The organism is Streptomyces endophyticus (assembly GCF_035798155.1).
Lineage (GTDB): Bacteria > Actinomycetota > Actinomycetes > Streptomycetales > Streptomycetaceae > Streptomyces > Streptomyces endophyticus.
Genome location: NZ_JAOZYC010000035.1, coordinates 14,859 through 39,971, shown reverse-complemented (window position 1 = coordinate 39,971; position 25,113 = coordinate 14,859). Strand labels below are relative to the sequence as shown.

Annotated in this window: 20 protein-coding genes; 7 read left to right on the top strand and 13 right to left on the bottom strand. The window is 71.5% G+C overall.

Features of this window, described 5'->3' with window-relative positions; translation table 11 throughout:
• Positions 1 to 142 precede the first annotated feature (142 nt).
• The 5 genes from OKJ99_RS06325 to OKJ99_RS06305 all read right to left on the bottom strand — a co-directional run bounded on the left by OKJ99_RS06325 (position 143) and on the right by OKJ99_RS06305 (position 6,413).
• Entirely contained in the window at positions 143 to 1,471 is a 1,329-nt protein-coding gene (locus OKJ99_RS06325) for an amidohydrolase family protein (protein ID WP_326014767.1), read from the bottom strand.
• A complete protein-coding gene (locus OKJ99_RS06320; RefSeq protein WP_326014766.1) occupies positions 1,468 to 2,811 on the bottom strand; it encodes a uracil-xanthine permease family protein in 1,344 nt (447 codons plus the stop codon). Before OKJ99_RS06320 ends, OKJ99_RS06325 begins: the two co-directional genes overlap by 4 nt.
• 168 nt (positions 2,812 to 2,979) lie before the next feature.
• Entirely contained in the window at positions 2,980 to 4,023 is a 1,044-nt protein-coding gene (locus tag OKJ99_RS06315) for an acyltransferase family protein (protein WP_326014765.1), read from the bottom strand.
• Positions 4,024 to 4,203: 180 nt separating this feature from the next.
• Entirely contained in the window at positions 4,204 to 5,559 is a 1,356-nt protein-coding gene (locus OKJ99_RS06310; protein ID WP_326014764.1) for a vWA domain-containing protein, read from the bottom strand.
• Positions 5,556 to 6,413 (bottom strand): AAA family ATPase, encoded by an 858-nt coding sequence (locus OKJ99_RS06305; protein ID WP_326014763.1) that lies wholly within the window; start codon positions 6,411 to 6,413, stop codon positions 5,556 to 5,558. The genes OKJ99_RS06310 and OKJ99_RS06305 overlap by 4 nt, the downstream gene beginning before the upstream one ends.
• A 148-nt stretch (positions 6,414 to 6,561) precedes the next feature.
• On the opposite strand from OKJ99_RS06305, the gene OKJ99_RS06300 reads away from it, so the two are divergent.
• From OKJ99_RS06300 to OKJ99_RS06290, 3 genes are all read left to right on the top strand, one after another.
• Entirely contained in the window at positions 6,562 to 7,059 is a 498-nt protein-coding gene (locus OKJ99_RS06300) for a winged helix-turn-helix transcriptional regulator (protein WP_326014762.1), read from the top strand.
• Between the two features lie 108 nt (positions 7,060 to 7,167).
• A complete protein-coding gene (locus OKJ99_RS06295) occupies positions 7,168 to 7,683 on the top strand; it encodes an SRPBCC family protein (RefSeq protein WP_326014761.1) in 516 nt (171 codons plus the stop codon).
• On the top strand, positions 7,683 to 8,729 hold the full coding sequence (locus OKJ99_RS06290; RefSeq protein ID WP_326014760.1) for an LLM class flavin-dependent oxidoreductase: 1,047 nt from the start codon (positions 7,683 to 7,685) through the stop codon (positions 8,727 to 8,729). The genes OKJ99_RS06295 and OKJ99_RS06290 overlap by 1 nt, the downstream gene beginning before the upstream one ends.
• Before the next feature lie 85 nt (positions 8,730 to 8,814).
• Here the strand turns inward: OKJ99_RS06290 and OKJ99_RS06285 are convergent, their stop codons facing one another.
• Both OKJ99_RS06285 and OKJ99_RS06280 read right to left on the bottom strand, forming a co-directional pair.
• Positions 8,815 to 9,843, bottom strand: a complete 1,029-nt coding sequence (locus tag OKJ99_RS06285) for a Ppx/GppA phosphatase family protein (RefSeq protein WP_326014759.1) — start codon at positions 9,841 to 9,843, stop codon at positions 8,815 to 8,817.
• 29 nt (positions 9,844 to 9,872) lie between these two features.
• A complete protein-coding gene (locus tag OKJ99_RS06280) occupies positions 9,873 to 13,025 on the bottom strand; it encodes an acetyl-CoA carboxylase family protein (RefSeq protein WP_326014758.1) in 3,153 nt (1,050 codons plus the stop codon).
• A 110-nt stretch (positions 13,026 to 13,135) separates the two neighbouring features.
• On the opposite strand from OKJ99_RS06280, the gene OKJ99_RS06275 reads away from it, so the two are divergent.
• Both OKJ99_RS06275 and OKJ99_RS06270 read left to right on the top strand, forming a co-directional pair.
• Positions 13,136 to 13,789 carry a TetR/AcrR family transcriptional regulator gene (locus OKJ99_RS06275; RefSeq protein ID WP_326014757.1) on the top strand — a complete coding sequence of 218 codons (654 nt, stop codon included), beginning with the start codon at positions 13,136 to 13,138 and terminating at the stop codon, positions 13,787 to 13,789.
• Between the two features lie 11 nt (positions 13,790 to 13,800).
• On the top strand, positions 13,801 to 15,456 hold the full coding sequence (locus OKJ99_RS06270) for an AMP-binding protein (RefSeq protein ID WP_326014756.1): 1,656 nt from the start codon (positions 13,801 to 13,803) through the stop codon (positions 15,454 to 15,456).
• On the opposite strand, the gene OKJ99_RS06265 is transcribed toward OKJ99_RS06270, so the two are convergent.
• The 6 genes from OKJ99_RS06265 to OKJ99_RS06240 form a co-directional block, all read right to left on the bottom strand.
• The gene (locus OKJ99_RS06265; RefSeq protein WP_326014755.1) at positions 15,404 to 16,120 is read right to left on the bottom strand and encodes an HAD family hydrolase; all 717 of its coding nucleotides are present in this window, start codon (positions 16,118 to 16,120) and stop codon (positions 15,404 to 15,406) included. The two genes, OKJ99_RS06270 and OKJ99_RS06265, sit on opposite strands and share 53 nt — an antisense overlap.
• A gap of 32 nt (positions 16,121 to 16,152) precedes the next feature.
• Positions 16,153 to 16,638 (bottom strand): Lrp/AsnC family transcriptional regulator, encoded by a 486-nt coding sequence (locus OKJ99_RS06260; protein WP_326014754.1) that lies wholly within the window; start codon positions 16,636 to 16,638, stop codon positions 16,153 to 16,155.
• A gap of 53 nt (positions 16,639 to 16,691) precedes the next feature.
• The gene (locus tag OKJ99_RS06255; RefSeq protein ID WP_326014753.1) at positions 16,692 to 17,273 is read right to left on the bottom strand and encodes a flavin reductase family protein; all 582 of its coding nucleotides are present in this window, start codon (positions 17,271 to 17,273) and stop codon (positions 16,692 to 16,694) included.
• A complete protein-coding gene (locus OKJ99_RS06250; protein ID WP_326014752.1) occupies positions 17,270 to 19,630 on the bottom strand; it encodes a tetratricopeptide repeat protein in 2,361 nt (786 codons plus the stop codon). The genes OKJ99_RS06255 and OKJ99_RS06250 overlap by 4 nt, the downstream gene beginning before the upstream one ends.
• A complete protein-coding gene (locus OKJ99_RS06245) occupies positions 19,627 to 20,814 on the bottom strand; it encodes a hypothetical protein (protein ID WP_326014751.1) in 1,188 nt (395 codons plus the stop codon). The genes OKJ99_RS06250 and OKJ99_RS06245 overlap by 4 nt, the downstream gene beginning before the upstream one ends.
• 573 nt (positions 20,815 to 21,387) lie before the next feature.
• The gene (locus OKJ99_RS06240; RefSeq protein WP_326014750.1) at positions 21,388 to 22,473 is read right to left on the bottom strand and encodes a LacI family DNA-binding transcriptional regulator; all 1,086 of its coding nucleotides are present in this window, start codon (positions 22,471 to 22,473) and stop codon (positions 21,388 to 21,390) included.
• 265 nt (positions 22,474 to 22,738) lie between these two features.
• Here OKJ99_RS06240 and OKJ99_RS06235 point away from each other — a divergent pair, with 265 nt between their 5' ends.
• Both OKJ99_RS06235 and OKJ99_RS06230 read left to right on the top strand, forming a co-directional pair.
• The gene (locus OKJ99_RS06235; protein ID WP_326014749.1) at positions 22,739 to 24,013 is read left to right on the top strand and encodes an extracellular solute-binding protein; all 1,275 of its coding nucleotides are present in this window, start codon (positions 22,739 to 22,741) and stop codon (positions 24,011 to 24,013) included.
• 101 nt (positions 24,014 to 24,114) lie between these two features.
• Positions 24,115 to 25,107: a carbohydrate ABC transporter permease gene (locus tag OKJ99_RS06230; protein ID WP_326014748.1), complete on the top strand. Its 993-nt coding sequence runs from the start codon at positions 24,115 to 24,117 to the stop codon at positions 25,105 to 25,107.
• Positions 25,108 to 25,113: the final 6 nt, after the last annotated feature.

Sequence of the window (25,113 nt, the reverse complement as noted above, 5' to 3'; positions counted from 1 at the left end):
TGCGGGTCCCTGGGCGGGGCCCGCACGCGATGGGGTCAGCCTGCATGGTGTGTGTTGCCGGTGGGGGGCGTGCTGTTACGGGGGCGTAAAGCTCAGGGTGACCCGGGGCGCGGTCGCGGGGCTCTGCCCCGGGCCCCGCTGCTCAATCGCCGCAGGGGCTTGAATGGGCGAGGCCTTCCGCCAACTCCCGTGACGGCAGCCGGACATGCTCTCCGTCGCGTACCAGTACCTCGCCCCCGACCAGCACGGCCGCCACCGTCCTGCTGCCCGCGCACGTCAGCAGCGTCGCCCCCGGATCGCGGACCGGAAGGCAGGCGTAGTCCCGGTCGAAGCGGTGCAGGACGAGGTCCGCCCGCATCCCCACCCGCACCCCGCCGTCCGGGTTCTCCTCGATACCGAGCACCCGGTTCGCGCCGCCCGCCGCCATCGCGAACATCTCGGGAAACCCGAACAGGTCCGCCTTGCGGTGCGCGGCCCGCTGCAGATACGCGCCGATGCGCAGCGCCTCCAGGATGTCCTGCGTGTCGTTGCTGGCGGCCCCGTCGACCCCGAGCCCGACGCTCAGGCCGGCCTCCAGCATCTCGGGCACCGGCGCGATCCCGCTGCCGAGCCGCATATTGCTCAGCGGGTTGTACGAGACACCGACGCCGTGCCGGGCGAGGGTGGACCGCCCCTCGGCGTCGAGCTCCACACAGTGCACGGCGAGCAGCCGCTCCCACAGGAAGCCGGCCCGCTCCAGATATTCGACGGCACCAACTCCCGTACGGTCACGGCACATCGCGTCGTCCGTCGTGGTCTCCAGCAGGTGTAGCGAGACCGGCAGCCCGCGCTCCTCGGCATACGCGCGCACGGCGCCCATGCCCTCCGGCGTCAGACACCGCGGGTTGGGCACGGCCACGCCGACGTCCACCCGGCTGTCGCGCGCCTGCGCGATCAGCTCGTCCGTGTGCGCGAGGGCTTCCTTCAGTGGCTGCATCAGCCGCGGATCGAAGCCCCACTTGCGGCTCCGGTCGGCCCGGTCGGCGACGCCCCGGCACAGCACGGCCCGTACGCCGCTGTCCTTGAGGGCCCGCAGCACCGCGTCGTGCACTTCGGGCGACGGATGCGGCCACATGTGCTCGACGAGCGTGGTGGTGCCGCTGCGCAGCGCCTCGGCCGCGGCGGCGGCAGCGGTCGCGTAGGCCCGCTCGGGCGTGAGCAGTGCCGCCTCCTCACCGACGGCACTCAGCCACGCGAGCAGCCCGAGCCCCTCACCGATGCCGCGCAGTCCGGCCTGGAAGAGGTGGGTGTGGGTGTTGACGAGGCCGGGAGTGAGGTGCCCGCCACCGGCGTCCAACACCACTTCGTCGTAAGGGAGTTCACCGTGCGGTACGAGCGCCGTGACCCGCCCGTCGGCGATGTGCACGTCCATCCCGGGCAGCCAGCGGCCCCCGCTGTGGACGGTGACGTCCGTGATCGTCCCGGGTGTCATCGGGCAGGTTCCTTCCGGAGACGGGCCGCGCCCGTGTGGTGGAACAGCAGATTGAGCAGGAACGCCACGATCCCGGTGATGGCGATGCCGCTGTCCAGGACGGTGCGCACGTACGAGGGGAGCGGCGCGTAGAAATCCGGCGCGCCGAGCGGGATCATGCCGAGCGCGAAGGCGAGGGCGACGGTCAGCAGGTTCCGCGGCTCGGTCAGATCCGCGCGCGCGAGGATGCGCAGCCCGACGGCGCCCACGGTCCCGAACATGACGAGCGACACCCCGCCGAGAACGGGCCCCGGCACGGCGGCGACGGCCGCCCCGAGCACCGGCACGAACGCGAGCACCACCATCAACACCCCGGACAGGGCCACGACATGACGGCTCTTCACGCGTGTCACGCTCACCAGGCCCACCGACTGCCCGAACGTCACGATGGGGAAGGAGGCGAGCGCCCCGGACAGCACGGTGGCGGCCCCGTCCGCGCGCAGCGCCCGTACGACGGTGGGCGCGTCGTCGCCGCGGCCGACGATCTGGCCGACCGCGAGGGTGTCGCCGACGGACTCCACCATGTTCACGAGCTGCACGACGAGCATCGCCGCGATGGCGGGCACCACGAACGTGGGCGCCCCGAAAGCCGTCGGATCGGGCGCCGTGACGACGCGCGCGTCCGCGACCCCCGACCCGTCGAACAGCCCCAGCGGCAGCGCGGCCACGGTCCCCACGGCCATGGCGATGAGCACCGAGAACCGGGCGAGCGCAGGCGGCGCGACGCGCTCCACGACCACCACGAGCAGCACCGTCCCGGCGGCGAGCGCGAGCCCGCGCCCACCGCTGCCGTCGGACCCCTCCCCGGCGATGAGACCGGCGGCCGAAGGCACCAGCGAGAATCCGATGACAGCGATGACCGTCCCGGTGACCAGCGGCGGGAACAGATGCAAACAGCGCCCGAACCACGGAGCGACGGCCAGCGTCACCAGGCCGGATACGACGGTCGCCCCGAACACGGCGGCGAGCCCGTGCTCCTGCCCGATGAGGATCGCGGGAGTGATCGCGGTGAACGTGGAGCCCATCACGATCGGCAACCGCGCCCCGAACCACTTGAAACCCAGCGACTGCAACACCGTGGCAACCCCGCTGACCAGCAGATTCGCGCTGATGAGCAGCCGGATCCGGTCCTCTGGCAGATGCAGCGCGGTCCCCACGAGCAGCGGCATCGTGGCCATGCCCGCGTACGCGACGAGCAGATGCTGCAGGCTCAGTGGCACGAGCCGCCGCCACGGCGGCCGGACGTCGACGGGGTGGGGTCCTTGGTGTGCGGGCGCGACGGCATGCTCGACAACAGCCATCGTTCCTCCTCACAGCTCGGCGGAAGACGGCTGGTTAGCGCCCCGGAAACCCAACACCCGGACACCCACCGGCCGTTGCAGCCATGACCGGTGTGGTGGTGACGGTAGGGAGACGGTGTTTCGGCGGCGTTGCGCTCAGGAAACCGCGACGTACCCGAACGACAGCCCTCAGCTGCGGGTCGGTGACCGTCCCTCGTCGGAGGGGGACGGCTCGGGTTTGAAGGCCCAGCGCATCTCGGGCTCCATCGCCCAGTGGAACAGCCACCGCACGGGGCGTGTGCACAGGACGGTGATGACCGACGCGGCGATCACGGTGACCGTGATCTCGCCGAGCGGGGTGTGCACCCAGTCGTGGTCGTACCAGCCCCAGAAGCGGGAGCCCTTCGCGAGGAAGCCGTGCAGCAGATAGCCGTACAGGGTGCCCGCGCCGAGCGCCGTGCACCAGAGCCTGCGCCCCGGCACCCACGCGAAGAAGCAGGCCATCAGGATCACCGAGCAGCCGAACAGGGCGAGCGTCATCACCACGCCCGTCCAGCCGGGCGCGCCCAGTTCCTGTGCGCTGTCGCGGCGGTAGAACCAGGCGGCGGTCATCCGCGGTGAGGCCCAGTACGCGACGAGCAGCGCGCTCACGAACACCGGCACGGCGAGGATGCGGGCCTGGCGGCGCCGCACCAGCTGGAAGTGCTCCGGCTTCAGGCACAGACCGAGCACGAAGAAGGGCAGGAACTGCAGCACCCGCTGAAGGTCCAGGTCGTCACCGATGTCGGGGGAGACGGCGGCGAGCACGGCGACCGCGAGGGCCAGCGGCAGCGGCGCGCGGATGATCTTCCAGAGCGGGGTGGTGAGCCGCCAGATGAAGAGCGCGATCAGGAACCAGGTCAGATACCAGGGGTCGAGCAGCGTGACCGGGTAGTCCGGATCGTCGCCGACGGTGCGCTTGAAGAACGTATACGCGACCTCAAAGATCACATACGGCACGAGCACGCCCGTGACCAGGCGCTTCATCCGTCGGGGGCTCGCGTCGAACGACCGCGAGAAGTATCCGGAGATCACGATGAACGCCGGCATGTGGAACGTGTAGACGGTGAAGTACAGCGCGGAGGCCGCGCGGCTGTCCCCGCGCAGCGGTTCCCAGGCGTGCCCGAGCGCGACGAGGACGATCGCCAGGTACTTGGCGTTGTCGAAGTACGCGTCACGGCCGTCCGCCTTCATGCGCCCTCCGTCCCGGTCGGTGAACCTCCCGATCACGCTTCACGTCCCTTCACGATCGCGCAAGTGAGAGGGCTACGGAACGTGCGGGACGGATGTGCGCCGGGGCGGGACCGGGACCGGGGCGGGACCGGGACTGTGACGGCTGACCACGATGCTGTCGTGGGCGGGCGTCACAGTTCCCTAGACGGGGAGCAGGTGGCCCACCAAGTGGCTCAGCTGGCGGGCGTTGCGGCATTCGTGGAGGGGGACCACCTCCGCGTACGTGGAGGCCGCGGAGTCGCCCGTGTCCCATTGGGAGCGGGGTTCCGGGTTGAGCCAGTAGGTGCGGCGGGAGGCGCGGGTGATGCGGCGCAGGGCCGGGAGGTTCGGGTTCTGCTGGTTGTTGCGGGCGTCGCCGAGGATGAGGACCGTGGTGCGGGGGCCCACCGCGGACTCGTAGCGCTCCACGAACTCGCCGAGCGCCGTGCCGTAGTCGCTGCTGCCGTGCCAGCCGGTCAGCGTGGCCTCGGCCGCGATGCGGGCGCCGAGGCCCTCCGCGTCGGCGGCGCCGTGCGCGATGAGGTCGGTGACCTCGTCGATCCGGTTGACGAAGGCGAAGACGCGGATCTTGCTGAACTGGTCGTGCAGGGCCTGGACCAGCAGCATCGTGAAGTTCGCGAAGCCGGCCACCGAGCCGGACACGTCGCAGAGCAGGACCAGTTCCGGGCGGGTCGGGCGGCGCTTTCGAAGGACGGGCCGCATGGGGACGCCGCCCGTCGAGAGCGAGCCGCGCAGCGTCCGGCGCAGGTCGATGTGGCCGCGGGACGCGCGGCGTCGGCGGGCCGCGAGGCGGGTGGCCAGCTTGCGGGCCAGGGGGTGGACCGTGCGGCGCAGCTCGGCGAGTTGGGCCTTGTCCGCGTAGAGGAACAGGGTGCGGTCCGGGGTCTGGACCGGCATGCGGCGGGCCAGCTCGTCCCGGTTGCGGGCCTCCGCGACCCTGCGGCGGGCCTCGCCGCGCACCCCCTCGCGGAAGTCCTCGATGCGGCGGCGGATCTCGTCCGCCTCGATGCGGTCGGTGAACGCCCCGGTCTGGCCGCTGCCGCCCGCGCGGATCGCGGACATGACGGGTGCGAGGAGGGTCTGCGGGCGCAGCCGGTCGAGTGTCTGCTGGGACGACCAGCCGTCCGTGTCGTAGCCGCCGAGGGAGTCCACCGCCTCGGCCGCCAGGCGGGCGAGCGCGGCGCTGTCGTTCGTGGTCAGGGCCTCGGTGAGGCGTTCGCGGAGGCTGTCCCTGTCCACTTCGGCACTCGACCCGGGCGCGCCCACCGCGTGCGGGAAGTACACGTCGAAGACCGGGTCGAAGACCGCGCGCTGCCCCTGGTCGTGGAGGAGCGCGGACGCCAGGCCCTCGCGCAGATGGTCCCGGCTGTCCAGGCCGAGCGCCGCCACCGCCTGCGCGGCGTCCACGCTCTCGCCCGTGCCGATCCGGATGCCGTGTGCGCGCAGCGCCCGGACGAGTGAGGTGACGCGGTCCGCGACCGAGAGAGCCGTGCTCACACCGCGTCCAGGTCGAGCTTCGCCGCTGCCGTGTTCACGTCCTCCTGGTGCTTGAGGACGACGCCGAGGGACGCCCGTACGACCTCCTCGTCCAGGCGGTCCGCGCCGAGCGCCAGCAGGGTGCGCGCCCAGTCCACCGTCTCCGCGACCGAGGGCACCTTGCGCAGATCCATCGCGCGCAGCGCGCCCACGACCCGTACGAGGGACTCGGCGAGCACCGCGTCGAGCTCGGGCACCTTCAGGGCGACGATGCGGCGCTCCAACTCCTCCTCGGGGAAGCCGATGTGGAGGAAGAGACAGCGGCGGCGCAGCGCCTCCGACAGTTCGCGGCTCGCGTTGGAGGTGAGGACCACGAAGGGACGCCGGGTGGCGGCGATCGTGCCCAGCTCCGGGACGGTCACCTGGAAGTCGGAGAGGACTTCGAGGAGCAGGCCCTCCACCTCCACGTCCGCCTTGTCCATCTCGTCGATCAGGAGGACCTTCGCGTCGTCGCCGCGGATCGCCGTCAGGAGGGGGCGGGGGAGGAGGAACTCCTCGCTGAAGATGTCCGAGCGGGTCTGGTCCCAGGTCTCGTCGCGGCCCGCCGTGATGCGCAGCAGCTGCTTGGCGTGGTTCCACTCGTAGAGCGCGCGGCTCTCGTCCACGCCCTCGTAGCACTGGAGGCGGATCAGGCGGGCGTCGCTGATCGCGGCGACCGCCTTCGCGAGTTCTGTCTTGCCGACGCCCGCCGGGCCCTCGACGAGCAGCGGCTTGCCGAGCCTGGCGGCCAGGAAGACGGTGGTCGCCACGGCGGGCGAGGCCAGATAGCCGGTCCCGGCCAGGCGCGTGGTGACTTCGTCCACGGAAGCGAACAACGGGGCCTCCTGCTCGGTGCGTTGTCGAGCCTTCAGATGATCAGGGGTGGGGGTGTCATCACAATGGGTCCGCGCCGTTCATGGTGAATGTCACGTCCTGAGTCCTGTACCGAGACCCGCTCCTTGGCCCGTCCGTATCCTTTCGGTCATGAGGCGCACTTCCTTTGCCGACTGGCCCTGCTCCATCGCCCGCACCATGGACCTCCTGGGGGACTGGTGGACGCCGCTCGTGCTGCGCGAGGCGTTCTACGGCATCACCCGCTTCGACGTGTTCCAGCAGGAGCTCGGCATCGCCCGGACGACCCTGGCGGAGCGGCTGCGGCGGCTGGTCGAGGCGGGGCTGATGGAGAAGCGTGCCTATGACAGCGCTCCGGTGCGGCACGACTACGTCCTGACGGAGAAAGGGCGCGAGTTCTTCGGCGTCCTCGCCGCCATGAACGCCTGGGGCAACCGCTGGCTGTCCGGCGAGGAGGGCGCGCCCGTCGTCTTCGAGCACGACCGGTGCGGGCACGAGAGCGAGGCAGCGGTGGTCTGCGCGCACTGCGGTGAGCCGATGACCGCCGACGACACCCACGCGCGGATGGGCCCCGGCTACCCGGAGAAGCTCGCGCGGCGCCCCGACATCGCGGCGCGCTTCACCCGCTGAACCGGTCCCTTCGGTAGCCGGATTGCTCTTGACGTAGTGAGTCCATCTACGAAACTCTCGTGGTCGCAGGGGTTCTACGCAGGCTGTTCTACGGAGAGGTGGAGCACGATGGAGTGGACGGGCGCACGTTACGCGGACACGCCGACCGTCGAGGTGCGGCGCACGATCGCGGCGCCGCCGGGCCGGGTGTGGGAGCTGGTCAGTGATGTCGGCCTGATGCCCCGGTTCAGCGCCGAACTGCAGTCGGCCGAGTGGCTGGACGAGGTGCGCGGCGTCGGCGCCCGCTTCCTGGGGCGCAGTCGGCACGAGGCGTTCGGCGCGTGGGAGACCACCTCGTGTGTCGTCGAGTGCGTGCCGGAGCGGGTCTTCGCGTGGGCCGTGGGCGATCCCGAACAGCCCAGCGCCGTATGGCGGTTCAGCCTGGCGGAGGGGGAGGGCGGGGGCACCGAGCTGACGCAGTGGGCGCGGATGGGGCCCGGTCGCTCCGGCCTCTCGTACGCCATCGACCGGATGCCGGAGAAGGAGCAGAAGATCGTGTACGGGCGGCTGCGGGAGTGGGAGCGGGGGATGGGCGCGGCACTCGACGGGCTGAAGGCCCTCGCCGAGGGGAACGAGGTTCTGTGATGCGTACGTCGACCACCATCGAGGCGTCCGGCGGGAACTGGCGGGAGACCGTCGACTTCGTCACCGAGGCCGAGAAGCTGGGCCTGGACATCTGCTGGGTCGCCGAGGCCTGGGGCTCCGAAGCGCCGTCCCCGCTGGGGTACTTGGCGGCGCGCACCGAGCGGATGCTGCTCGGATCCGGCATCATCCAGCTCGCCACCCGTACCCCGGCCGCCATCGCGCGCGCCGCGATCACCTTGTCGAACATCTCCGAGGGCCGCTTCCTGCTCGGGCTCGGCCCGTCAGGACCGCAGGTGATCGAGGGGCTGCACGGGGTGCCGTTCGCGCGCCCGCTGGCCCGGATGCGGGAGACCGTCGAGATCGTGCGGATGGCGGCGACCGGCGAGAAACTCGCCTACGAGGGGCGGGAGTTCACGCTGCCGATGCCCGGCGGCGACGCGAGGCCGATGCGTCTTTCGATGCGGGCCGAGCACGAACTGCCCATCTACCTGGCCACGTTGTCGCCGAAGATGCTGCGGCTCACCGGGGAGGTCGCCGACGGGTGGCTCGGGACGAGCTTCGTGCCCGAGGGGGCCAAGGAGGCGTACTTCGACCACCTGGACGCGGGGCTCGCGGCGTCCGGCAGGACCAGGGCCGACCTCGACATCTGCCAGGGGGCCGAGGTGAACTTCGTCGAGGACGAGGAGGAGCTGGCCGCCGTGGTGGGCAGCCGCAAGAAGGAGCTCGCCTTCAGCCTCGGCGGCATGGGCTCCGCCACCACCAATTTCTACAACCAGGCCTACAGCAGGCAGGGTTGGGCCGAGGTCGCCGCGGCCGTCCGCGAACGCTGGCAGGCCGGCGACCGGGACGGGGCCACCGCCCTGGTCACCGACGACATGGTGCTCGCCACGACGCTCATCGGCACGGAGGCCATGGTGCGGGACCGGTTGAAGGTGTGGCGGGACGCGGGGGTGGACACGGTCCGCTTGTACCCGGCGGGTGACACGGTGGCCGCACGCCTGTCGACACTGGGCCGAGCCATCGAGCTGGTCCGCGGGGCGGGTTGACGCCCCCTCCACGGTTGCGCGGCACCGGGGGCCGCCTTGCCCACCCTGCCGCCCAAGGCGGCAGATTGCCCAAGGCGAGGTCACATCAAGCCCCTCCGGCGATTGAGGAGCGGGGTCCGGGGCGGAGCCCCGTGGCGTAAGCACGGTCGGCCGCCAGGTGCAGAGCCGGATGGCCGCTCGCGGACCACCCCGCGTCACCCTCGATGTGGCGCAGCAGAATGCCCTCCCGGATCGCCCACGGGCAGACCGTGAGTTCGCGGATGCCCATGAGCTTCATCGCCGTGTGGCCGACGAGCGCCCCCGCGAGGGACTGCGACGCCCGGGGCGCGGAGATGCCGGGCAGCTCCGCGCGCCGCTCGGCCGGAAGCGCCGCGAGCTCGGTGACCGCCAGACCAAGCGACCTGCGGCTCAACCGCCGTGGCACGAACGGACCATGACGCCCGGGCGACGCCCCGCACAGGCGCGCGAGCTGCGTGAACGTACGGGACGTGGCCGCCGCCGTGAGCGGCCCCTCCCAGCGGATCCGCGCCGCGACGTCCCTGAGCTGGTGCCGCACATGGCGGCGCAGCGCCTTCAGCTCCAGCTCCGTCGGCGGCGCCCCGTCGCCCGGCAGATGTTCGCGCGTGAGCCGCCCCGCCCCGAGCGGCAGCGAGATCGCGAACTCGGGGAGCCGGCCACGCCCGAAGGCGACCTCGAGCGAACCGCCGCCGATGTCGAGGACGCCGAGCGGCCCGGCCCGCCAGCCCATCCAGCGCCGCGCCGCGAGGAACGTCAGCTCGGCCTCCACCTCGCCGGGCAGCACCCGGGGCCGCACCCCGGTGCCCTCCTCGACGGCGTCGAGCACCTCGTCCCGGTTCGGCGCGTCCCGGATGATGGCCGTGGCGAAGACGAACGGTTCGTCGCTGCCCCAGCGTTCGGCCTCCGTGACCGCTGCCCGCACCGCGTCGACCACGCGCTCGACGGCCGCGGGCCCCAGTCTGCGGTCGCCGTCCACCAGCTCGGACAGACGTAGTCGCCGCTTGGCCGTGTGCACCGGCAGCGGCGCCCCGTCGCGCGCGTCCGCGATCGCGAGACGCACGGTGTTCGAACCGACATCCACCACACTGATACGCATGATCGACGGAGTACCCCTCTTGGTGTGCATCAATGCGCGGGCGCCCGCGAGGGCGTGGCCGGCACGTCGAGCGCCGACATGATCCAACTCCTGGAATCCGCCGGGTCGATGACCGCGTCGATCTCCAGTGCCGCCGCCGCGTTCACCGCCTTCCCGTGCTCGTACATCTCGGCGACCCGCGCCTCGAACGCCCGCTCCCGCTCGGCGGGATCGGCGATCGCCTCCAGTTCGCGCCGGTAGCCGAGCCGCACCGCGCCCTCCAGGCCCATCCCGCCGAACTCGCCGCTCGGCCAGGACGCCGTGCCGAGCGGCGCCCGCGTCGAACCACCCATCATGGCCATCGCCCCGAGCCCGTACGCCTTGCGCAGCACGAGACAGACCAAGGGGACGGTGAGGCGGGCGCCCGCGACGAACAGGTCCGCGAACTGCCGTACCGTCGCGGTGCGTTCGGAGTCCGGGCCGACCATAAAGCCGGGTGTGTCGCACAGTGAGACGACCGGGAGGCCGAACGCCTCGCACAGCCGCAGGAAGCGTGCCGCCTTGTCCGCGGCGTCCCGGTCGACGGCGCCGCCGAGGTGTGCCGGGTTGTTGGCGACCAGGCCCATCGGGCGGCCTTCGATCCGGACCAGCGCCGTGATGATGCCGACGCCGAAGCCGCGGCGCAGTTCGAGCACCGAGTTGGTGTCGGCGAGTCCCTCGATCGCGGCGCGGATGTCGTAGGCGCGGCGCCGGTTCTCGGGGATGGTGTGACGAAGGCGCCGGGGGTCGGGAGCTTCCCAATTCGCCTGCGGCCCCTGGAAGTACGACAGGTAGGCGCGGGCCGCGCGGACCGCCTCCGCCTCGTCGGCGACCGGCAGGTCCACCACCCCGTTCGGCACCTGCACCGACAGCGGGCCGATGTCCTCGGGGCGGTGTACGCCGAGGCCACCGCCCTCGATCATCGCGGGACCGCCCATCCCGATGTTCGCCTCGGGCGTCGCGATGATGACGTCGCAGCTGCCGAGCAGCGCCGCGTTCCCCGCGAAGCAGCGGCCCGACGCGATGCCGACCAGCGGCACCTTCCCGTTGAGCCGGGCCATTTGATGGAACGTCATGACGTCAAGGCCCGCGATCGACGACGTGTCCGTGTCGCCGGGGCGGCCCCCGCCACCCTCCGCGAACAGCACGACGGGCAGTCCGCGCTCCTCGGCCAGATGCAGCATCCGGTCCGTCTTGCGGTGGTTGTTGTGACCCTGGGTCCCGGCGAGCACCGTGTAGTCGTACGACATCGTGACCGCGGGTGCGCCGCCGATCCTGCCGGTGCCGGTCACCATGCCGTCGGCGGGCGTCGAGCGGATCAGGTCGTCCAGCGGTCGGCGCCGCCGCTGCGCGGCCACCGCGAGCGCGCCGTACTCGGTGAACGTCCCCGGGTCGCACAGGTCCTCGATGTTCTCGCGGGCCGTACGGAGCCCGGTCGCATGCCGCTTGGCGACCGCTTCGGGACGGTTCTCGTCCAGGCCGAAGGCGTGCCGCGCGACGACCTGCGCGAGGTCGGGACGCACCGCGTCGAGGTCGAGCTCCTCGGCCGCGACCTCCTGGGCGCCACCGCTCTCCGTCACGTCGAGCAGCACCAACTCGGCGCCCTCGGCGACCGTTTCGCCGACACCCGCGGCCACCGCACGGACGACCCCCGCGTGCTCGGCGCGCACCACGTGCTCCATCTTCATCGCTTCCAGTACGAGCAAGGTGGTGCCCGCCGCGACGAGTTGGCCGGGCGCGGCCTCGACGGTGACGACCGTGCCCGCCATGGGCGCGGTCACCGTGCCCGGCTCGGTGGCATCGTCCGGTGCGGTGACGGCGGGTGGTGCGAGCTCGGCGAGGTGGCGCTGTACGAAGGCGGTGTCGAAGCCACCCGCCGTGAAACCGGGGTGGTCGAGCAGCCTGGCCAGGAAGGGGATGCCGGTCCGCACGCCCTCCACCGTGAACTCGTCGAGCGCCCGCCGCGCCCGCGCGCACGCCGCCGCGAAGTCACCGGCCGGAGCGTGCGCGACGACCTTGGCGAGGAGGGAGTCGTAGCGCGTGCCGAGTTCGGTGCCGGTGCGGGCGGCGGTGTCGACGCGCACACCGGGGCCCGTCGGCACGTCGAGGCGCGCGAGCCGCCCCGCCGACGGGCGCACCGCGCCGTCCGGCCCCGTGACCTCCGCGTTCACCCGCAACTGCACGGCGAAACCGCGCGGGGCTGCCGGCTCCCCGGCGAGACCGAGGTCGGCCAGGCTCTCGCCCGCCGCGATCCGCAGCTGCGCCGCGACCAGGTCGACACCCGTCACCTCCTCCGTCACCGTGTGCTCCACCTGGAGGCGCGGATTGGCCTCCATGAACACGAACTCGGCGCCCCGGACCAGGAATTCGACCGTGCCGACGCCCGCGTAGCGGGCGGCACCGGCCAGGCGCAGCGCGGCGTCGAGGAGCCGGTCGCGCACGGCGGCGTCGAGCCCCGGCGCCGGGGCGATCTCCACGAGCTTCTGGTGGCGGCGCTGCGCGCTGCAGTCCCGCTCCCACAGGTGACTCGCGGTGGCACCGTCGCCGACGATCTGCACCTCGATGTGCCGGGCGCCCTCCCACAGGCGCTCCACGTACAACTGGCCGCGGCCGAAGGCCTGTTGCGCCTCGGAGGCGCACCGCTGCCACGCCTCGTCGAGCTCGGCCGCGTCCCGTACGACCCGCATCCCACGCCCGCCGCCCCCGCCCACGGCCTTGACCATCACGGGTCCGTCGGAGAGGAACGCCCGCGCCTCCTCCAGCGTGGTGTCACCCGCCGTACCGGGCAGGACCGGCACGCCCGTCTCGACGGCGAGCGCACGGGCGCGTGCCTTGTCCCCGAACAGGTCCAGCACCTCCGGTGCCGGGCCCACGAAGGTGACACCGGCGTCCGCGCACCGCCGGGCGAGCGCCGCGGACTCGCTCAGGAAGCCGTAACCGGGGTGGAGATACGTACAGCCGGCCCGGCGCGCGGCGGCCACCAGCGCCTCGGCGTCCAGATAGCCGCCCGCCGCGAGCGGCACGGCCTCGTCCGCCAGGTGCAGATGTGTCTCGTCGCCCGGCTCGTGCACGGCCACCGTGCGCAGCCCGAGTTCGGCGGCGGCGCGCAGTACCCGTACGGCGATCTCCCCTCGGTTGGCGACGAGTACGGCGGCAGACCCCATGTGCCCCTCCGGGAAGTCGAAGTCGGGTTCGGAGCCGAGGTTGTCGAGGTTCCGAACGCGGATTCCGCCATGCTCATTGACACTGACGTCAACGTCAATACTCTGGCGCTGTGGCACGCAGTCAGCAGGACAGACCGCCCCGGCGGCAGGAATGGGCGACCCGCACCGCCCGCGACCGGACCGACGCCCCGGCGCGCGGACGGCTGCTCGACGCGGCCGAGCAGGTCTTCGCGCGGCTCGGCTACGGCCCGGCGACGATCGCCGACATCACGGCGCAGGCCGAGGTGTCACGGGCCGGCTTCTACGTCTACTTCGCGTCCAAGGAAGAGGTCTTCCGGGTGCTCGCGGGGCGCGTACGGGACGCGTTCCTCACCGCGCAGGACGTACCCGGAGTGGACACCGACGACGTGGCGGCGGTGGCGCGCGCCTCCACGGCCGCGTTCATCGCCGCGTACGCGCGGCACCTGCCCCTGCTCGTCCTGCTCGAACAGCAGGCGCGGGGCGACGCCGAGGTGCGCGCCCTGTGGGAGGAGATCCGCGAGCGTCCGGTCCGCCGGGCCGCCCGCTACGTACGCAGGGTCGCGGCGGAGGGCCGGGCGCACCCGGTCGTCGACCCGCTCACCCTGTCCCGCGCCGTCGGCGGCATGAGCATCGAGTTCGCGCGGCTCGTCGCCGAGCGGCCGGCCACGTACGAACGCGCGGTCGCCGACGCGACCGCCATGTACCTGCACCTTCTCGGTATCGGAGCAGCACCGCAGCAGTAGGGAGCCGCACGTTGTCCACCCGCACAGCAGTCGAGGCGTATCTGCACGACCTGCGCGCCCGCCAGGCCACGTCCAGGTCCGGCCGCCAGCCGTCCGAAACCCGCCATGCGGGCGGGGAGTTGACGCTTCCCGGACATGTGGCCCGCTGGGCCGAGCTCCATCCGGACCGGCCCGCGATCGTCACGGCGGCCGAGACCCTCAGCTACCGGCAACTCGACGACCAGAGCGCCCGGTTGGCGGGCTGGATGACCGAACAGGGAGTGCGGATCGGCGACCGCGTCGGCGTGTTCCTCCCGAACGGGGCCCGCTTCGTCGTCGCCCTGCTCGCCGTGCTCCGTATCGGCGCGGTGCACGTGCCGGTGAACCCGATGTTCCGCGCGGCCGAGCTGCGGCACGAACTGAACGACGCGGGACCGGAGTTGATCGTCACGCGGGACGCGCTGCTGCCCGCCGTCGACGAGGTGCGCGCCGACACCCCCGTGCGCACCGTGCTCGCGGACGCCGACTGGCCGCGGGCCGTCGCCCACGACCGCCACGAGACCGTCGCCGACGACCTCGACGCGCTCGCCGCCCTCAACTACACCGGAGGCACCACCGGACTGCCCAAGGGCTGCGAGCACACCCAGCGGCACATGGTCTACACGGCGACCGCCATCGACAACGGCCGCACCGCCACGGACGAGGAGCAGGCACGCGGCATCGTCTCCGTCTGCTACCTGCCCATCTTCTGGATCGCGGGCGAGAACCTCGGCATCCTCGCCCCGCTCGTCTCCGGCGGCACCAGCATCCTGCTCACCCGCTGGAACGCGGCCGAGGTCCTCGACGCCATCGAGACCCACGGCGTGACCACCATGGCCGGCACCGTCGAGAACTACCTCGAACTGCTCGACCACCCCGACTTCGCGCGACGCGACCTGACGAGCCTGTCGACCCCGCTCACCGTCTCCTTCATCCGCAAGCTCACCCCGGCCCTGCGCGCCCGGTGGAAGGCGGCGGTCGGCGAGCACAGTGTGCTGCGCGAGGCCTCGTACGGCATGACCGAGACACACACCAGTGACACCAACACACTCGGCTTCCAGGACGGCGACCGCGATCTGCTGAGCGACCCGGTGTTCTGCGGACTGCCGGTCCCCGGCACGGACTTCATGGTCGTCGACTTCACGACCGGTGAGCCGCTGCCGCTGGGGGAGCGGGGCGAGATCGTGGTGCGCGGCCCGTCCGTGCTCACGCGGTACTGGCGCGCGCCCGAGGCGACCGCGAGTGCGCTGCGCGACGGCTGGCTGCACACCGGGGACATCGGCGCCCTCGACGAGGAGGGGTGCCTGCACTACCTGGGCCGCGACAAGGACATGATCAAGGTGAAGGGCATGAGCGTCTTCCCGACGGAAGTGGAGACCCTGCTCGCCCAGCACCCCGACGTGCTCGCCGCCGCGGTGGTCGCCGTCGAGGACCCGGAGAGCGGCCAGCGGCCCTACGCGTTCGCGCGCACCGTCCCTGGCTCCGCGCTCACCGGGGACGCGCTGAAGGAGTGGGCGGCCGGGGCCATGGCGACGTACAAGGTCCCGCACATCGTCGAGATACTCGACGAGCTGCCGCTCACCCCCACCGGGAAGATCAGGAAGACGGAGCTGAGCGCTCGAGCCACTCGCACGCGGCCCGCGCAGTGAACTCCTCCTGACCGCCCTTGAACAGCAGGTCGGCCGTGGTGAACGCCGGGTCGTCCGCCTGCGCCGCGACATACGGCAGCGCGATGCAGCGCATGCCGGCCGCGTGCGCGGCGGCGGCCCCCGGCGCCGCGTCCTCCAGGACCACACAGTGCGAGGCCCGCGAGCCGAGCCGGTGTGCCGCCTCCAGGAACACGTCGGGCGCCGGCTTGCCGTGCTCGACCTCGTCCGCCGACACATACAGCGGCAGCTGCGCCCCGAGCCCCGTACCGGTGAGGATCGCGTCGATGGCCTCCGGCGATGAGCCCGACGCGACGATCATCGGCACGCCCGCCGCGTGCAGCCGCTCGACGAACAGCCGCATCTGCGGGAAGACATGGGTGTCGGCGCGCGCCAGCTCCAGATAGCGGGCGTTCATCTCCTCAAGGAGTTCGCCGTCCGGCACGTCGATGCCGTACCGCCGCTTCCAGATGCCGATGGTCTCCAGCGTGGAGATCCCGACGTACGTCTCGTGGTCGGCCCACGTGAAGTCCTTGACGCCCTGCCGGGCGAGGGTGGCGAGGGAGGCCTTGAAGTAGTTCGGCTCGCTGTCGACGAGGGTGCCGTCGAGATCGAAGACGACCGCGGTGTCGCCGAAGTGGTACGAGGGGTGGTTCGCGTCGCTCATGTGACCCAGGATGCAGGACCGGGGTCCCCCGATCATCCGCGCGCGTGTCCCGCCGCCTTCCCGATCGCCTCGACCAGCGGCAGCAGGCGGTGCGGGACGCGCTCGCGCAGCGCCACCTCTGTGCGGGTGCGGACCACGCCCGGCAGGCGGTTGAGCTGCTGGATCACATCCTCCAGGTGCTCGGCGTCGCGTGCCGCCACGCGGGCGAGGAGGTCGCCGCCGCCGGTGGTGGAGTACGCCTCGATGATCTCCGGCACTCCGGCGAGCTCGTCCCCGACGTCCCCCAGGTGGCCCTGCGTGGTCTCGATGTGCACGAAGGCGAGCACCGGGTGGCCGAGGGCCGCGGGGGAGAGGGAGGGCTGCACGCCGGTGATCACGCCGTCCCGCTCCATCCGGTCGACCCGGGCCTGGAGCGTGCCGCGGGCGACTCCGAGGATCCGGGCGTACTCGCGCATGCTGGTGCGGGGCTGTTCCAGGAGGAGCCGCAGGATGCGGGTGTCGAGCTGGTCCACGGCCATGGCGTCGGGCTCCTTCGGTGGCGCGGCGGAACGCGGCCGACTGTACCAATGGCTCAGTGCGGGGCGCCTGCCGTGCCCGTCGTGCCCGTCGTGCCCGTCGTGCCCGTCGTGCCTGCCGAGCCGGGCGGTCCCGGGAGGTCGACGAACGTCCCGTCGTGGTGCACCAGCGGCCCCGCCTCCGCGACCCGGCCCGCCCGCACCACGAGCCCGATGACCAGGGCGTGGTCGCCCACCGGGCGCATGCTGACCGGTGCGAGCACGAAGCGGGCCAGTACGCCGTCCAGGGCGGGCAGCCCCAGCGGGTCGCGGTGCCAGGAGGTGCGCGGCCCGAAGCGGGCGTGGCGCGGGCCCGCGAAGGCCCGCGCCACCTCCTCCTGGCCGGCCGCGAGGAGCTGCACCATCACCCACGTCGCGTCCCGCACCGCCTCCCACGAACCCGACCGCAGGCCCACCGTGAACGACAGGAGCGGCGGGTCGAGGGAGAGCGAGGCCAGCGAGGTGACGCAGAACCCGGCGGGCCGCTCCCCGCCGACCGTGACCACGGCGACCCCCTTGGCGTGCCGCCGCAGCGCGGACCGTACGAGGTCGGCCCGCGCCGGTTCGATGTGCGGCGGACTCGTCGCCTCGGCGGTCACGCCGCGCCCTCCCTTAGGTCCTGTACGGAGTTCTGGCGTGGCGTCGCGGTGCCTGGCACCTCCGCCTCCGGCGTTGTCGTCGGTCGACGACGCTCCGCGTCGCCTCCCTCCTCCGCCTTGGATTCGAAGGCACCAGGCACCGCTCCTTCTCCCACGCCAGAACTCCGTACAGGACCTAGCGCGGCCCCGGCGCGGGCGTGGATCTCCTCGGCGTGCGGTGAGGCGTCGTCCCGCTCGTAGGCGTCCAGGTGGGCGCGCCAGTCCGTGAGCGCCCCGGTCGGGTCGTCGAGGGCGAAGCGGCTGACGCCCCGCAGGTAGAACAGCTCCGGGTCGGGCGGTCCTTCGGACGAGGTCAGCGCGCGGTCCAGGTCGGCGGCCGCGCGCCGGTGCTCGCCCAGGGACTGGAGCGCCACGGCCCGGTTGGCCCGCAGTTCCGCGTCGTCGTCGAGCGCGAGGGCCGCGTCCAGGTCGTCGACGGCCTCGGCGGGGCGGCCCGCGTCGAAGGCGAGGACGGCCCGGTTCGCCCAGGCGGCGAGGCAGCCCGGGTCCGCTTTCAGGGCCGCCGAGTAGCTCTCCAACGCGGCTCGCGTGTCACCCAGCTCGGAGTGCAACGCCCCCTGAGCGGCGAGGAGGTGCGAGTTTCCGGGCGCCAGGTCCAGGCCGTGGCCGATGTCCGCGCGGGCCCGGTCGAAGTCGCCGCGCTCCAGGGACAGGTCCGCGCGGTGCAGCAGCGAGTCGACATGGTCCGGTTCGACGGCCAGGGCGTAGTCCAGATCGCGCAGTGCGCCCGCGTCGTCGCCCAACTCCCGCAGCAGGTCGGCCCGGTTGAAGTGCGCCTCGTAGAACGGCGGGGTGAGGCGGATCGCCGCCGCGTAGTCCGCGAGTGCCTCGCGGGTCGCGCCGAGCGCGCGGTGCTGGGCGGCCCGCTCGAAGTAGTAGTCGCCATAGTCCGGGTCGCGGCGGATCACCTCGTCGTAGTCGGCCAGCGAAGCGGCGTGGTCGCCGCGCGCGCCGCGCACCTGTGCCCGGTTGTACAACAGCACAGAGCGGTGCAGGAGTTGCTCGTCCGGGCCGAAGTCGGCGTCCGTGATCGCCATCGCCTCGTCGACCAGGGCGAGCGAGCCGTCGACGTTGCCGCGGTGCAGCTCGACCAGGGCCCGCGCGTTGCGCATGAACGCCCGTACCAGGACCCGCTTGTCGGGATCGGGGTGCACGTCCGCGATCGAGATCGCCGTGTTCACCCAGGCGAGCGCGAGGTCCTCGTCGTGCGCGTCCTTCGGCAGGAACCGGGTGTACAGCATCGCCATGAGGTACGCGGTCCCCATGTGCGCGTCCGGCGAGGTGGAGCCGCGCCGCATCTCCTCGAAGTAGCCGAACGCGTCGGCGCCGCGCCCCAGATAGCACAGGCAGGCGCCGGTCTTGTGCGTCAGGTTCCAGTACGTACGGTCGGGTTCGACACCGGAAAGCAGTGCCCTGCCGCGTTCGGCGAGGTCCACCACGGCCTCGTAGAACCCCTTGTTGAAGCAGGCGGTGACGGCCTGGACGATCGCCTCGACGCCCGCGCCCCGCGGGTCCGTGCCGTGCTCCAGGTGGTACGGGATCGCGCCGAGCCGCAGCGTCGGCTCGTCCCGCCCGGCGAGCAGTTCGGCGCGCGCGGTGTGCCGGCGGGCCCGCTCGGCCGCGGGCAGCGCTTCGTAGGCGCGGCGCAGGCGTGCGTCGTCACTGGTGCCGTCGCCGTCGATGTAGCGCTGCGCGAGGTCCGTGTCGGGCAGCAACTCGGCGTCCACGAACGGAAGTCGGGGCACCCGGCGGGTGTGTCCGGCGAGCGCCCTGCCGAGCAGGTCGTCGGCCGCCCCCGCGCCGTCCACGACCACGGTCAGGGTGGCGGGATCGCAGCGCCGTAGCAGCACGGCCACCAGATCGCGGTCCGTGGGATCGGCCTCGTCCAGGCCCCGGAAGGCGAGGGTGAGTCCGCGCGGATGGGCCACCCGCGCCCAGTCCATGAGGAGTTCGGCGACGCCGTGCGCGATGCGCAGGGCGCGGGTCGCCGGATAGAAGCGGGTGCGCTCCTTGGCGTCGGCGAGATTGGTGAGGGTCTGCGGCGGTGTCGGCACGATCTCCATCAGCTCGGGGGCGATCGACTCCACCTCGGTCGCCCGCGCCGAGGCCACCAACTCACGGTCCCGCTCCACCAGTTGGGGAACGGCCTGGTGCAGGAGGAAGTGCGCGGCGGTGAACGGGCCGCGTAACCGACGGTGGCAGTTGACCTCCAGGGACGGGGACGGCGGTGACTCCGCGGCCGTGGTGTCCGCGGTGGCGTCGAACCACCAGTGGTGTGTCGACAGAAGAGCGGTCATGTCAGGGCTCCTTGAGGTGAGTGGGGGCGGGACCGGTTCCGGCGGTCCCGCAGTGTGACGTGGACGAGCAGCCCGATCTGGAGGCCGGACAGGAGCAGGAAGCCCGCCGCGTCGACCAGGTCCCAGAACGGGGTGTGCGGGTCGCCGAGCCGGTCCGCGACCGTCGTCCAGAAGTGCGTGGCGGTGGGGATCCCGGCCCAGGCCAGCGAGGCCAGCGAGAATCCGTACCCGGCGAAGAGCAGCGGCGCGTACCAGCGGGCCACGGCGTGGTCGCGCTGCGACCACTCGGTGTCCGGCGTCGGCGGCGCGAGCCGCAGTGTCCTGCGGAACCCGGTGCGCAGCCGGAACCGCGACGCATTCTGCAGATCCGTGCATCCGGTAGCGGTCGACACCACGTAATAGATGTCCGTCTCCAAATAGAACAGGAATTGCCAGATGAGGCGCAGGACACAGGTGAAGGCGACAGCAAGACAGAGTTTGTGAATCCAGGACGGAATTGCGTTTGTGTCAAGCGCGAGCGATAACAGCGTGAAGCCGCAGAGCAGGATCACATCCGCCAACATGCCCGCCCAGAAAACCAGATAGCGTTTCCTGCGCTCCACGCTGAGCAGTGAATCGAGCCGGGTCTCCGCGACCAGGTAGTAGAGCCTGCGCCCGATCCCGAGTGTGGACGGCAGTCCGAGCCGCCGCGCGGCGAGCGCGTGGAACGCCTCGTGCACGACGATGCACGGCAGCGCGAGCGCGAAGACGGTCAGCGGAATGAGCGTCAAGTAGTGCGTGAAGAACACCTGGTGGTACGAGGGCCGCAGTCCGGGGTCGCGCACCATCATGGTCACCGCGGCCGCCACGAGGACGGCGTAGGCAGCCCAGGCCGGCCAGGAGAACAGCGCTCTGCCGAGCCCCTGCCAGCGCACCCGCCGCTGCTCCGCCACCGGCCCGCCGGTGTGCAGGAAGCCGAGGTCGGCGAGGGTTTCCAGGAAGTCGTCCATGTCGAGCGGGCCGCCGCACGTGCGCTCGTACCAGTCGGCGACCTCGCCGACGGGCACCCCGTCGGCGAACATCCGCAGCGCCTGTGCCCCCTCCTCGGGGAACACCGCGTACGAACCGGTGTCGGGCCGGCCGACCATCACGCCGTCGTCCTCGGTGACCATCGTGAGCCGGTGCAGACGAACGGTGCCGTTCATCCGGCACACCCCCTTGTGGGAGACGGGAGTTGCAGGTGGCCGGGGCCGGACCCCGAAGGCGGTCCGACCCCGGCCGGGGAGGCGCAAATTACGCGGCGTCGCCACAGAGGTAGTAGCAGGCCGTGGTCAGGCGGATGGGTCCAGCCTTGCGGACAGAAATCTTCTTCATGGTGTTCCCCCTTACGGATCATCGGAGTTGTGCGAATTCCGGAATCGCTGTGCTGGAGCAAGCTTTGGCATGCGAATTCGGGCATGTCAACGAGGAATCGAAGCGTCCGACACAAATTCCCGAACTGTATTGAGAGTTGCTCTCCGACCGCTTTCCCGCTGTTTTCGGGCAGGGGACAGCCCCACTCCTTACACGGGGAAAAAAGAAAGCAGAGTTCGCTTGGTGAACAAGGAGAAGAGATCGAAACGGGCGCGGCGCCTTCGGTCGGCCGCGCCACCCGTGATCAGCGGTGCGCTCTGCGTGCCATCCGTACCTCCCGCACGGCCCCCGTAGCAGCCCGGTGCGCCCCGGGCTCAGTGCGAGATACGGAGCGGGGTCGCGCAGCGTTCAATGAATCCGGGCGACTATCGCCGCGCGATGACACCCGGTCCCGACGCCGTCGAGCCCCGAACCACGAGCTCCGGCATGAACACGAACTCCGTATGCGGCGCAGGAGTCCCACCGATCTCCTCGAGCACCGTGCGGACCGCCGCCTGCCCCATCGCCTGCACCGGCTTGCGGATGGTCGTGAGCGGCGGATCCGTGAACGCGATGAGCGGGGAGTCGTCGAACCCGACCACCGAGATGTCGTCCGGCACTTCGAGGCCCCGCTGCCGGGCCGCCCGGATCGCGCCGAGCGCCATCATGTCGCTGGCGCACACGATCGCCGTGCAGCCCCGGTCCATCAGATCGCAGGCCGCGGCCTGTCCGCCCTCCAGCGTGTACAGGGAGTGCTGGACGAGCTCGCGCTCGATGTCGTCCGGGGAGAGATCGAACCGGTCCCGCATCGCCCGGACGAAGCCCTCGATCTTCCGCTGCACCGGCACGAACCGCTTCGGCCCGAGCGCCAGGCCGATCCGTGTGTGGCCGAGCGATCCGAGGTGGGTGACCGCCAGTTGCATGGCCGCGCGGTCGTCCGGCGAGATGAACGGCGCCCGCACCTGCGGCGAGAACCCGTCCACCAGCACGAACGGCACACCCTGCGCCCGCAGTTGCTCGTAGCGCCGCATGTCCGCGGTGGTGTCGGCGTGCAGCCCCGACACGTAGATGATGCCGGTGACACCCCGGTCGACGAGCATCTCCGTCAGCTCGTCCTCCGTCGAGCCGCCGGGGGTCTGCGTCGCGAGGACCGGCGTGTAGCCCTGGCGGGTCAGCGCCTGCCCGATGACCTGGGCGAGCGCCGGGAAGATCGGGTTCTCCAGCTCGGGCGTGATCAGGCCGACGAGTCCCTCGCTGCGCCGGCGCAGCCGCACCGGGCGTTCGTAGCCGAGTACGTCGAGGGCGGCGAGGACGGACTGGCGGGTGGCCGCGGCGACGCCCGGCTTGCTGTTGAGGACCCGGCTCACCGTCGCCTCGCTCACCCCCGCCTGCGCCGCGATGTCGGCGAGGCGCGCGGTCGCGGGCGGGGCCTGCGCCGCCTTGCGGGCGGCCTGGGCGGGCAGCTGGGTCATCGCACTCCTTGTGGGGGCCAAGAGCCGGGGCAGGAGTCCCGATGATCCCTGTGACGCCGCCCCGTGGCAAGAGCTTGCAGGCCCTTGCAGCGCCACATAAGCCCATGTAACAGGCGATAACCACCCGCCAGGCGCCGGAACTTGGAGGTCACGAACCCGTAACCTCCGCCCGGCTCTGCAAATTTTTTCAGCAAGGTCTTTCCTCGGGCTTGCAGCGCTGTTACGTTCACGTCGCTCAGTCGGGCCCAACCCTCTAGGAGATCTCATGCGGCGTGGCATAGCGGCCACCGCGGTGGTGGCGTCCCTCGCACTCGCGGCGACGGCCTGCGGTGGAAGTGACGACAGCGGCGACAAGGCGTCGGGCCCGACCACCATCACCTGGTGGGACACGTCGAACGCCACCAACGAGGCGCCCACGTATCGGGCGTTGGCCAAGGACTTCACCAAGGCCAACCCGGACATCAAGGTCAAGTACGTCAACGTGCCCTTCGACCAGGCGCAGAACAAGTTCGACACGGCGGCCGGCGCGAGCGGCGCCCCCGACGTGCTGCGCGCCGAGGTCGGCTGGACGCCGTCGTTCGCCAAGAAGAGCTACCTGCTGCCGCTCGACGGCACCGAGGCGCTCGCCGACAAGGACAAGTTCCAGGCGTCGCTCATCAAGCAGGCCCAGTTCGACGGCAAGACGTACGGCGTCCCGCTGGTCACCGACACCCTCGCCTTCGTCTACAACAAGGCCCTCTTCAAGAAGGCGGGCATCACCGAGGCGCCCACGACCTGGGACCAGTTGAAGAAGGACGCGGCCAAGGTCAAGTCCGAGACCGGGGCCGACGGCTTCTGGGGCTCCACGGCCGGCTACTACGCCCAGCCGTTCCTGTTCGGCGAGAACACCGACACCGTCGACGCCCCGGGCAAGAAGATCACCATCGGTTCCGCCGAGGCCAAGAAGGGCCTCACCGCCTGGCAGGGCCTGTTCAACGGCAAGGGCCTGCACAAGGCCGACGCCACCGCGGACGCGTACGCGCACATCCAGGACGCGTTCGTGAACGGCAAGGTCGCCTCGACCATCCAGGGCCCGTGGGAGATCACGAACTTCTACAAGGGTTCGGCGTTCAAGGACAAGAAGAACCTGGGCATCGCCACCGTCCCGGCCGGCTCCGGCGGCAAGCCGGGCGCCCCGACGGGCGGCCACAACCTGTCCGTGTACGCGGGTGCGGACAAGGCCCACCAGGACGCCTCGCTGAAGTTCGTGAAGTGGATGACGTCGGCGAAGACGCAGGAGCAGATCGCCCTGAAGAACTCGACGCTGCCCACCCGCGAGGACGCGTTCACCGCGAAGGTCACCGCCGACCCCGGCATCGCCGGCTACCAGAAGGTGCTCGGCGCGGCCCGGCCCCGCCCCGAGCTGCCCGAGTACAGCTCGCTGTGGACGCCGATGGACCAGGAGCTGCCGAAGGTCGCCACCGGCAAGGAGTCGCTCGACCAGGGCGTGAACGGCCTGGAGACCTCGTTCGCCAAGCTGCTGCCCGGTTTCTCCAAGTGACCCGGTAAGACCGCCGGTTCGCGCCCCGGAGGGGAGGGCGCGAACCGGCACAGCCCTGTCGCAGCCCGAACACCGGCAGCCCGATTCAGAAGGTGCCCCGCATGACCCTTGCCGTCGACCGCCCGGCCGCGAAGAAGCCCGCGCCCCGCCCAGGCCCGATCCGGCGCCTCAGGGACTCGTTCCACACGTACTGGTACGCGTACGCGATGATCGCCCCGGTCGTCGTCGTCCTCGGTGTCCTCGTCGTGTACCCCCTGGTGCGCGGCTTCTACCTGACGCTCACCGACGCCAACAGCCTCAACTCGGCCCGCACCATCGGCGTCAACCAGATCGAGGCCACCTACAAGTTCGTCGGCCTCGACAACTACGCCGACATCCTGTGGGGCCCCTCCTCGTACGACCGCTTCTGGTCGCACTTCGTGTGGACCGTCGCGTGGACGGCGATCTGCGTGGCCCTGCACTACTGCATCGGGCTCGGCCTCGCGCTGCTCCTCAACGAGAAGCTGCGCGGACGCACCTTCTACCGGCTCCTGCTGATCCTGCCGTGGGCGGTACCGACCTTCGTCACCGTCTTCGCCTGGCGCATCATGCTCGCCGACTCCGGGATCATCAACGTGGCCCTCGGCTCACTGCATCTGCCGCAGCCGAGCTGGCTGGAGGACCCCACCTTCCAGCGGATCGCCGCGATCCTCGTCAACACGTGGTGCGGCGTCCCCTTCATGATGATCTCGCTGCTCGGCGGCCTCCAGTCCATCGACGCGTCGCTGTACGAGGCCGCCGAGATGGACGGGGCCAGCTCCTGGCAGCGCTTCCGGCACATCACCCTGCCGGGCCTCAGGCCGGTCAGCTCGACCGTCGTCCTGCTCGGCATCATCTGGACGTTCAACCAGTTCGCGATCATCTTCCTGCTCTTCGGCAACACGGCACCGGACGCGCAGATCCTCGTCACCTGGGCCTACCGGCTCGGCTTCGGGCAGCAGCCGCGCGACTTCGCGCAGTCCGCCGCGTACGGCGTGCTGCTCCTGTCGATCCTCACCGTCTTCACGTCCTTCTACTACCGCTGGCTGAAGCGCAATGAGCAGCTCGCCGTCTGACGCCGC

Excerpts from the sequence above, each read along its gene's own strand:
- OKJ99_RS06325 (WP_326014767.1), bottom strand. The coding sequence starts at position 1,471 with ATGACACCCGGGACGATCACGGACGTCACCGTCCACAGCGGGGGCCGC.
- OKJ99_RS06320 (WP_326014766.1), bottom strand. The coding sequence starts at position 2,811 with ATGGCTGTTGTCGAGCATGCCGTCGCGCCCGCACACCAAGGACCCCAC.
- OKJ99_RS06315 (WP_326014765.1), bottom strand. The coding sequence starts at position 4,023 with ATGAAGGCGGACGGCCGTGACGCGTACTTCGACAACGCCAAGTACCTG.
- OKJ99_RS06300 (WP_326014762.1), top strand. The coding sequence starts at position 6,562 with ATGAGGCGCACTTCCTTTGCCGACTGGCCCTGCTCCATCGCCCGCACC.
- OKJ99_RS06295 (WP_326014761.1), top strand. The coding sequence starts at position 7,168 with ATGGAGTGGACGGGCGCACGTTACGCGGACACGCCGACCGTCGAGGTG.
- OKJ99_RS06290 (WP_326014760.1), top strand. The coding sequence starts at position 7,683 with ATGCGTACGTCGACCACCATCGAGGCGTCCGGCGGGAACTGGCGGGAG.
- OKJ99_RS06285 (WP_326014759.1), bottom strand. The coding sequence starts at position 9,843 with ATGCGTATCAGTGTGGTGGATGTCGGTTCGAACACCGTGCGTCTCGCG.
- OKJ99_RS06280 (WP_326014758.1), bottom strand. The coding sequence starts at position 13,025 with ATGGGGTCTGCCGCCGTACTCGTCGCCAACCGAGGGGAGATCGCCGTA.
- OKJ99_RS06265 (WP_326014755.1), bottom strand. The coding sequence starts at position 16,120 with ATGAGCGACGCGAACCACCCCTCGTACCACTTCGGCGACACCGCGGTC.
- OKJ99_RS06260 (WP_326014754.1), bottom strand. The coding sequence starts at position 16,638 with ATGGCCGTGGACCAGCTCGACACCCGCATCCTGCGGCTCCTCCTGGAA.
- OKJ99_RS06250 (WP_326014752.1), bottom strand. The coding sequence starts at position 19,630 with ATGACCGCTCTTCTGTCGACACACCACTGGTGGTTCGACGCCACCGCG.
- OKJ99_RS06245 (WP_326014751.1), bottom strand. The coding sequence starts at position 20,814 with ATGAACGGCACCGTTCGTCTGCACCGGCTCACGATGGTCACCGAGGAC.
- OKJ99_RS06240 (WP_326014750.1), bottom strand. The coding sequence starts at position 22,473 with ATGACCCAGCTGCCCGCCCAGGCCGCCCGCAAGGCGGCGCAGGCCCCG.
- OKJ99_RS06235 (WP_326014749.1), top strand. The coding sequence starts at position 22,739 with ATGCGGCGTGGCATAGCGGCCACCGCGGTGGTGGCGTCCCTCGCACTC.
- OKJ99_RS06230 (WP_326014748.1), top strand. The coding sequence starts at position 24,115 with ATGACCCTTGCCGTCGACCGCCCGGCCGCGAAGAAGCCCGCGCCCCGC.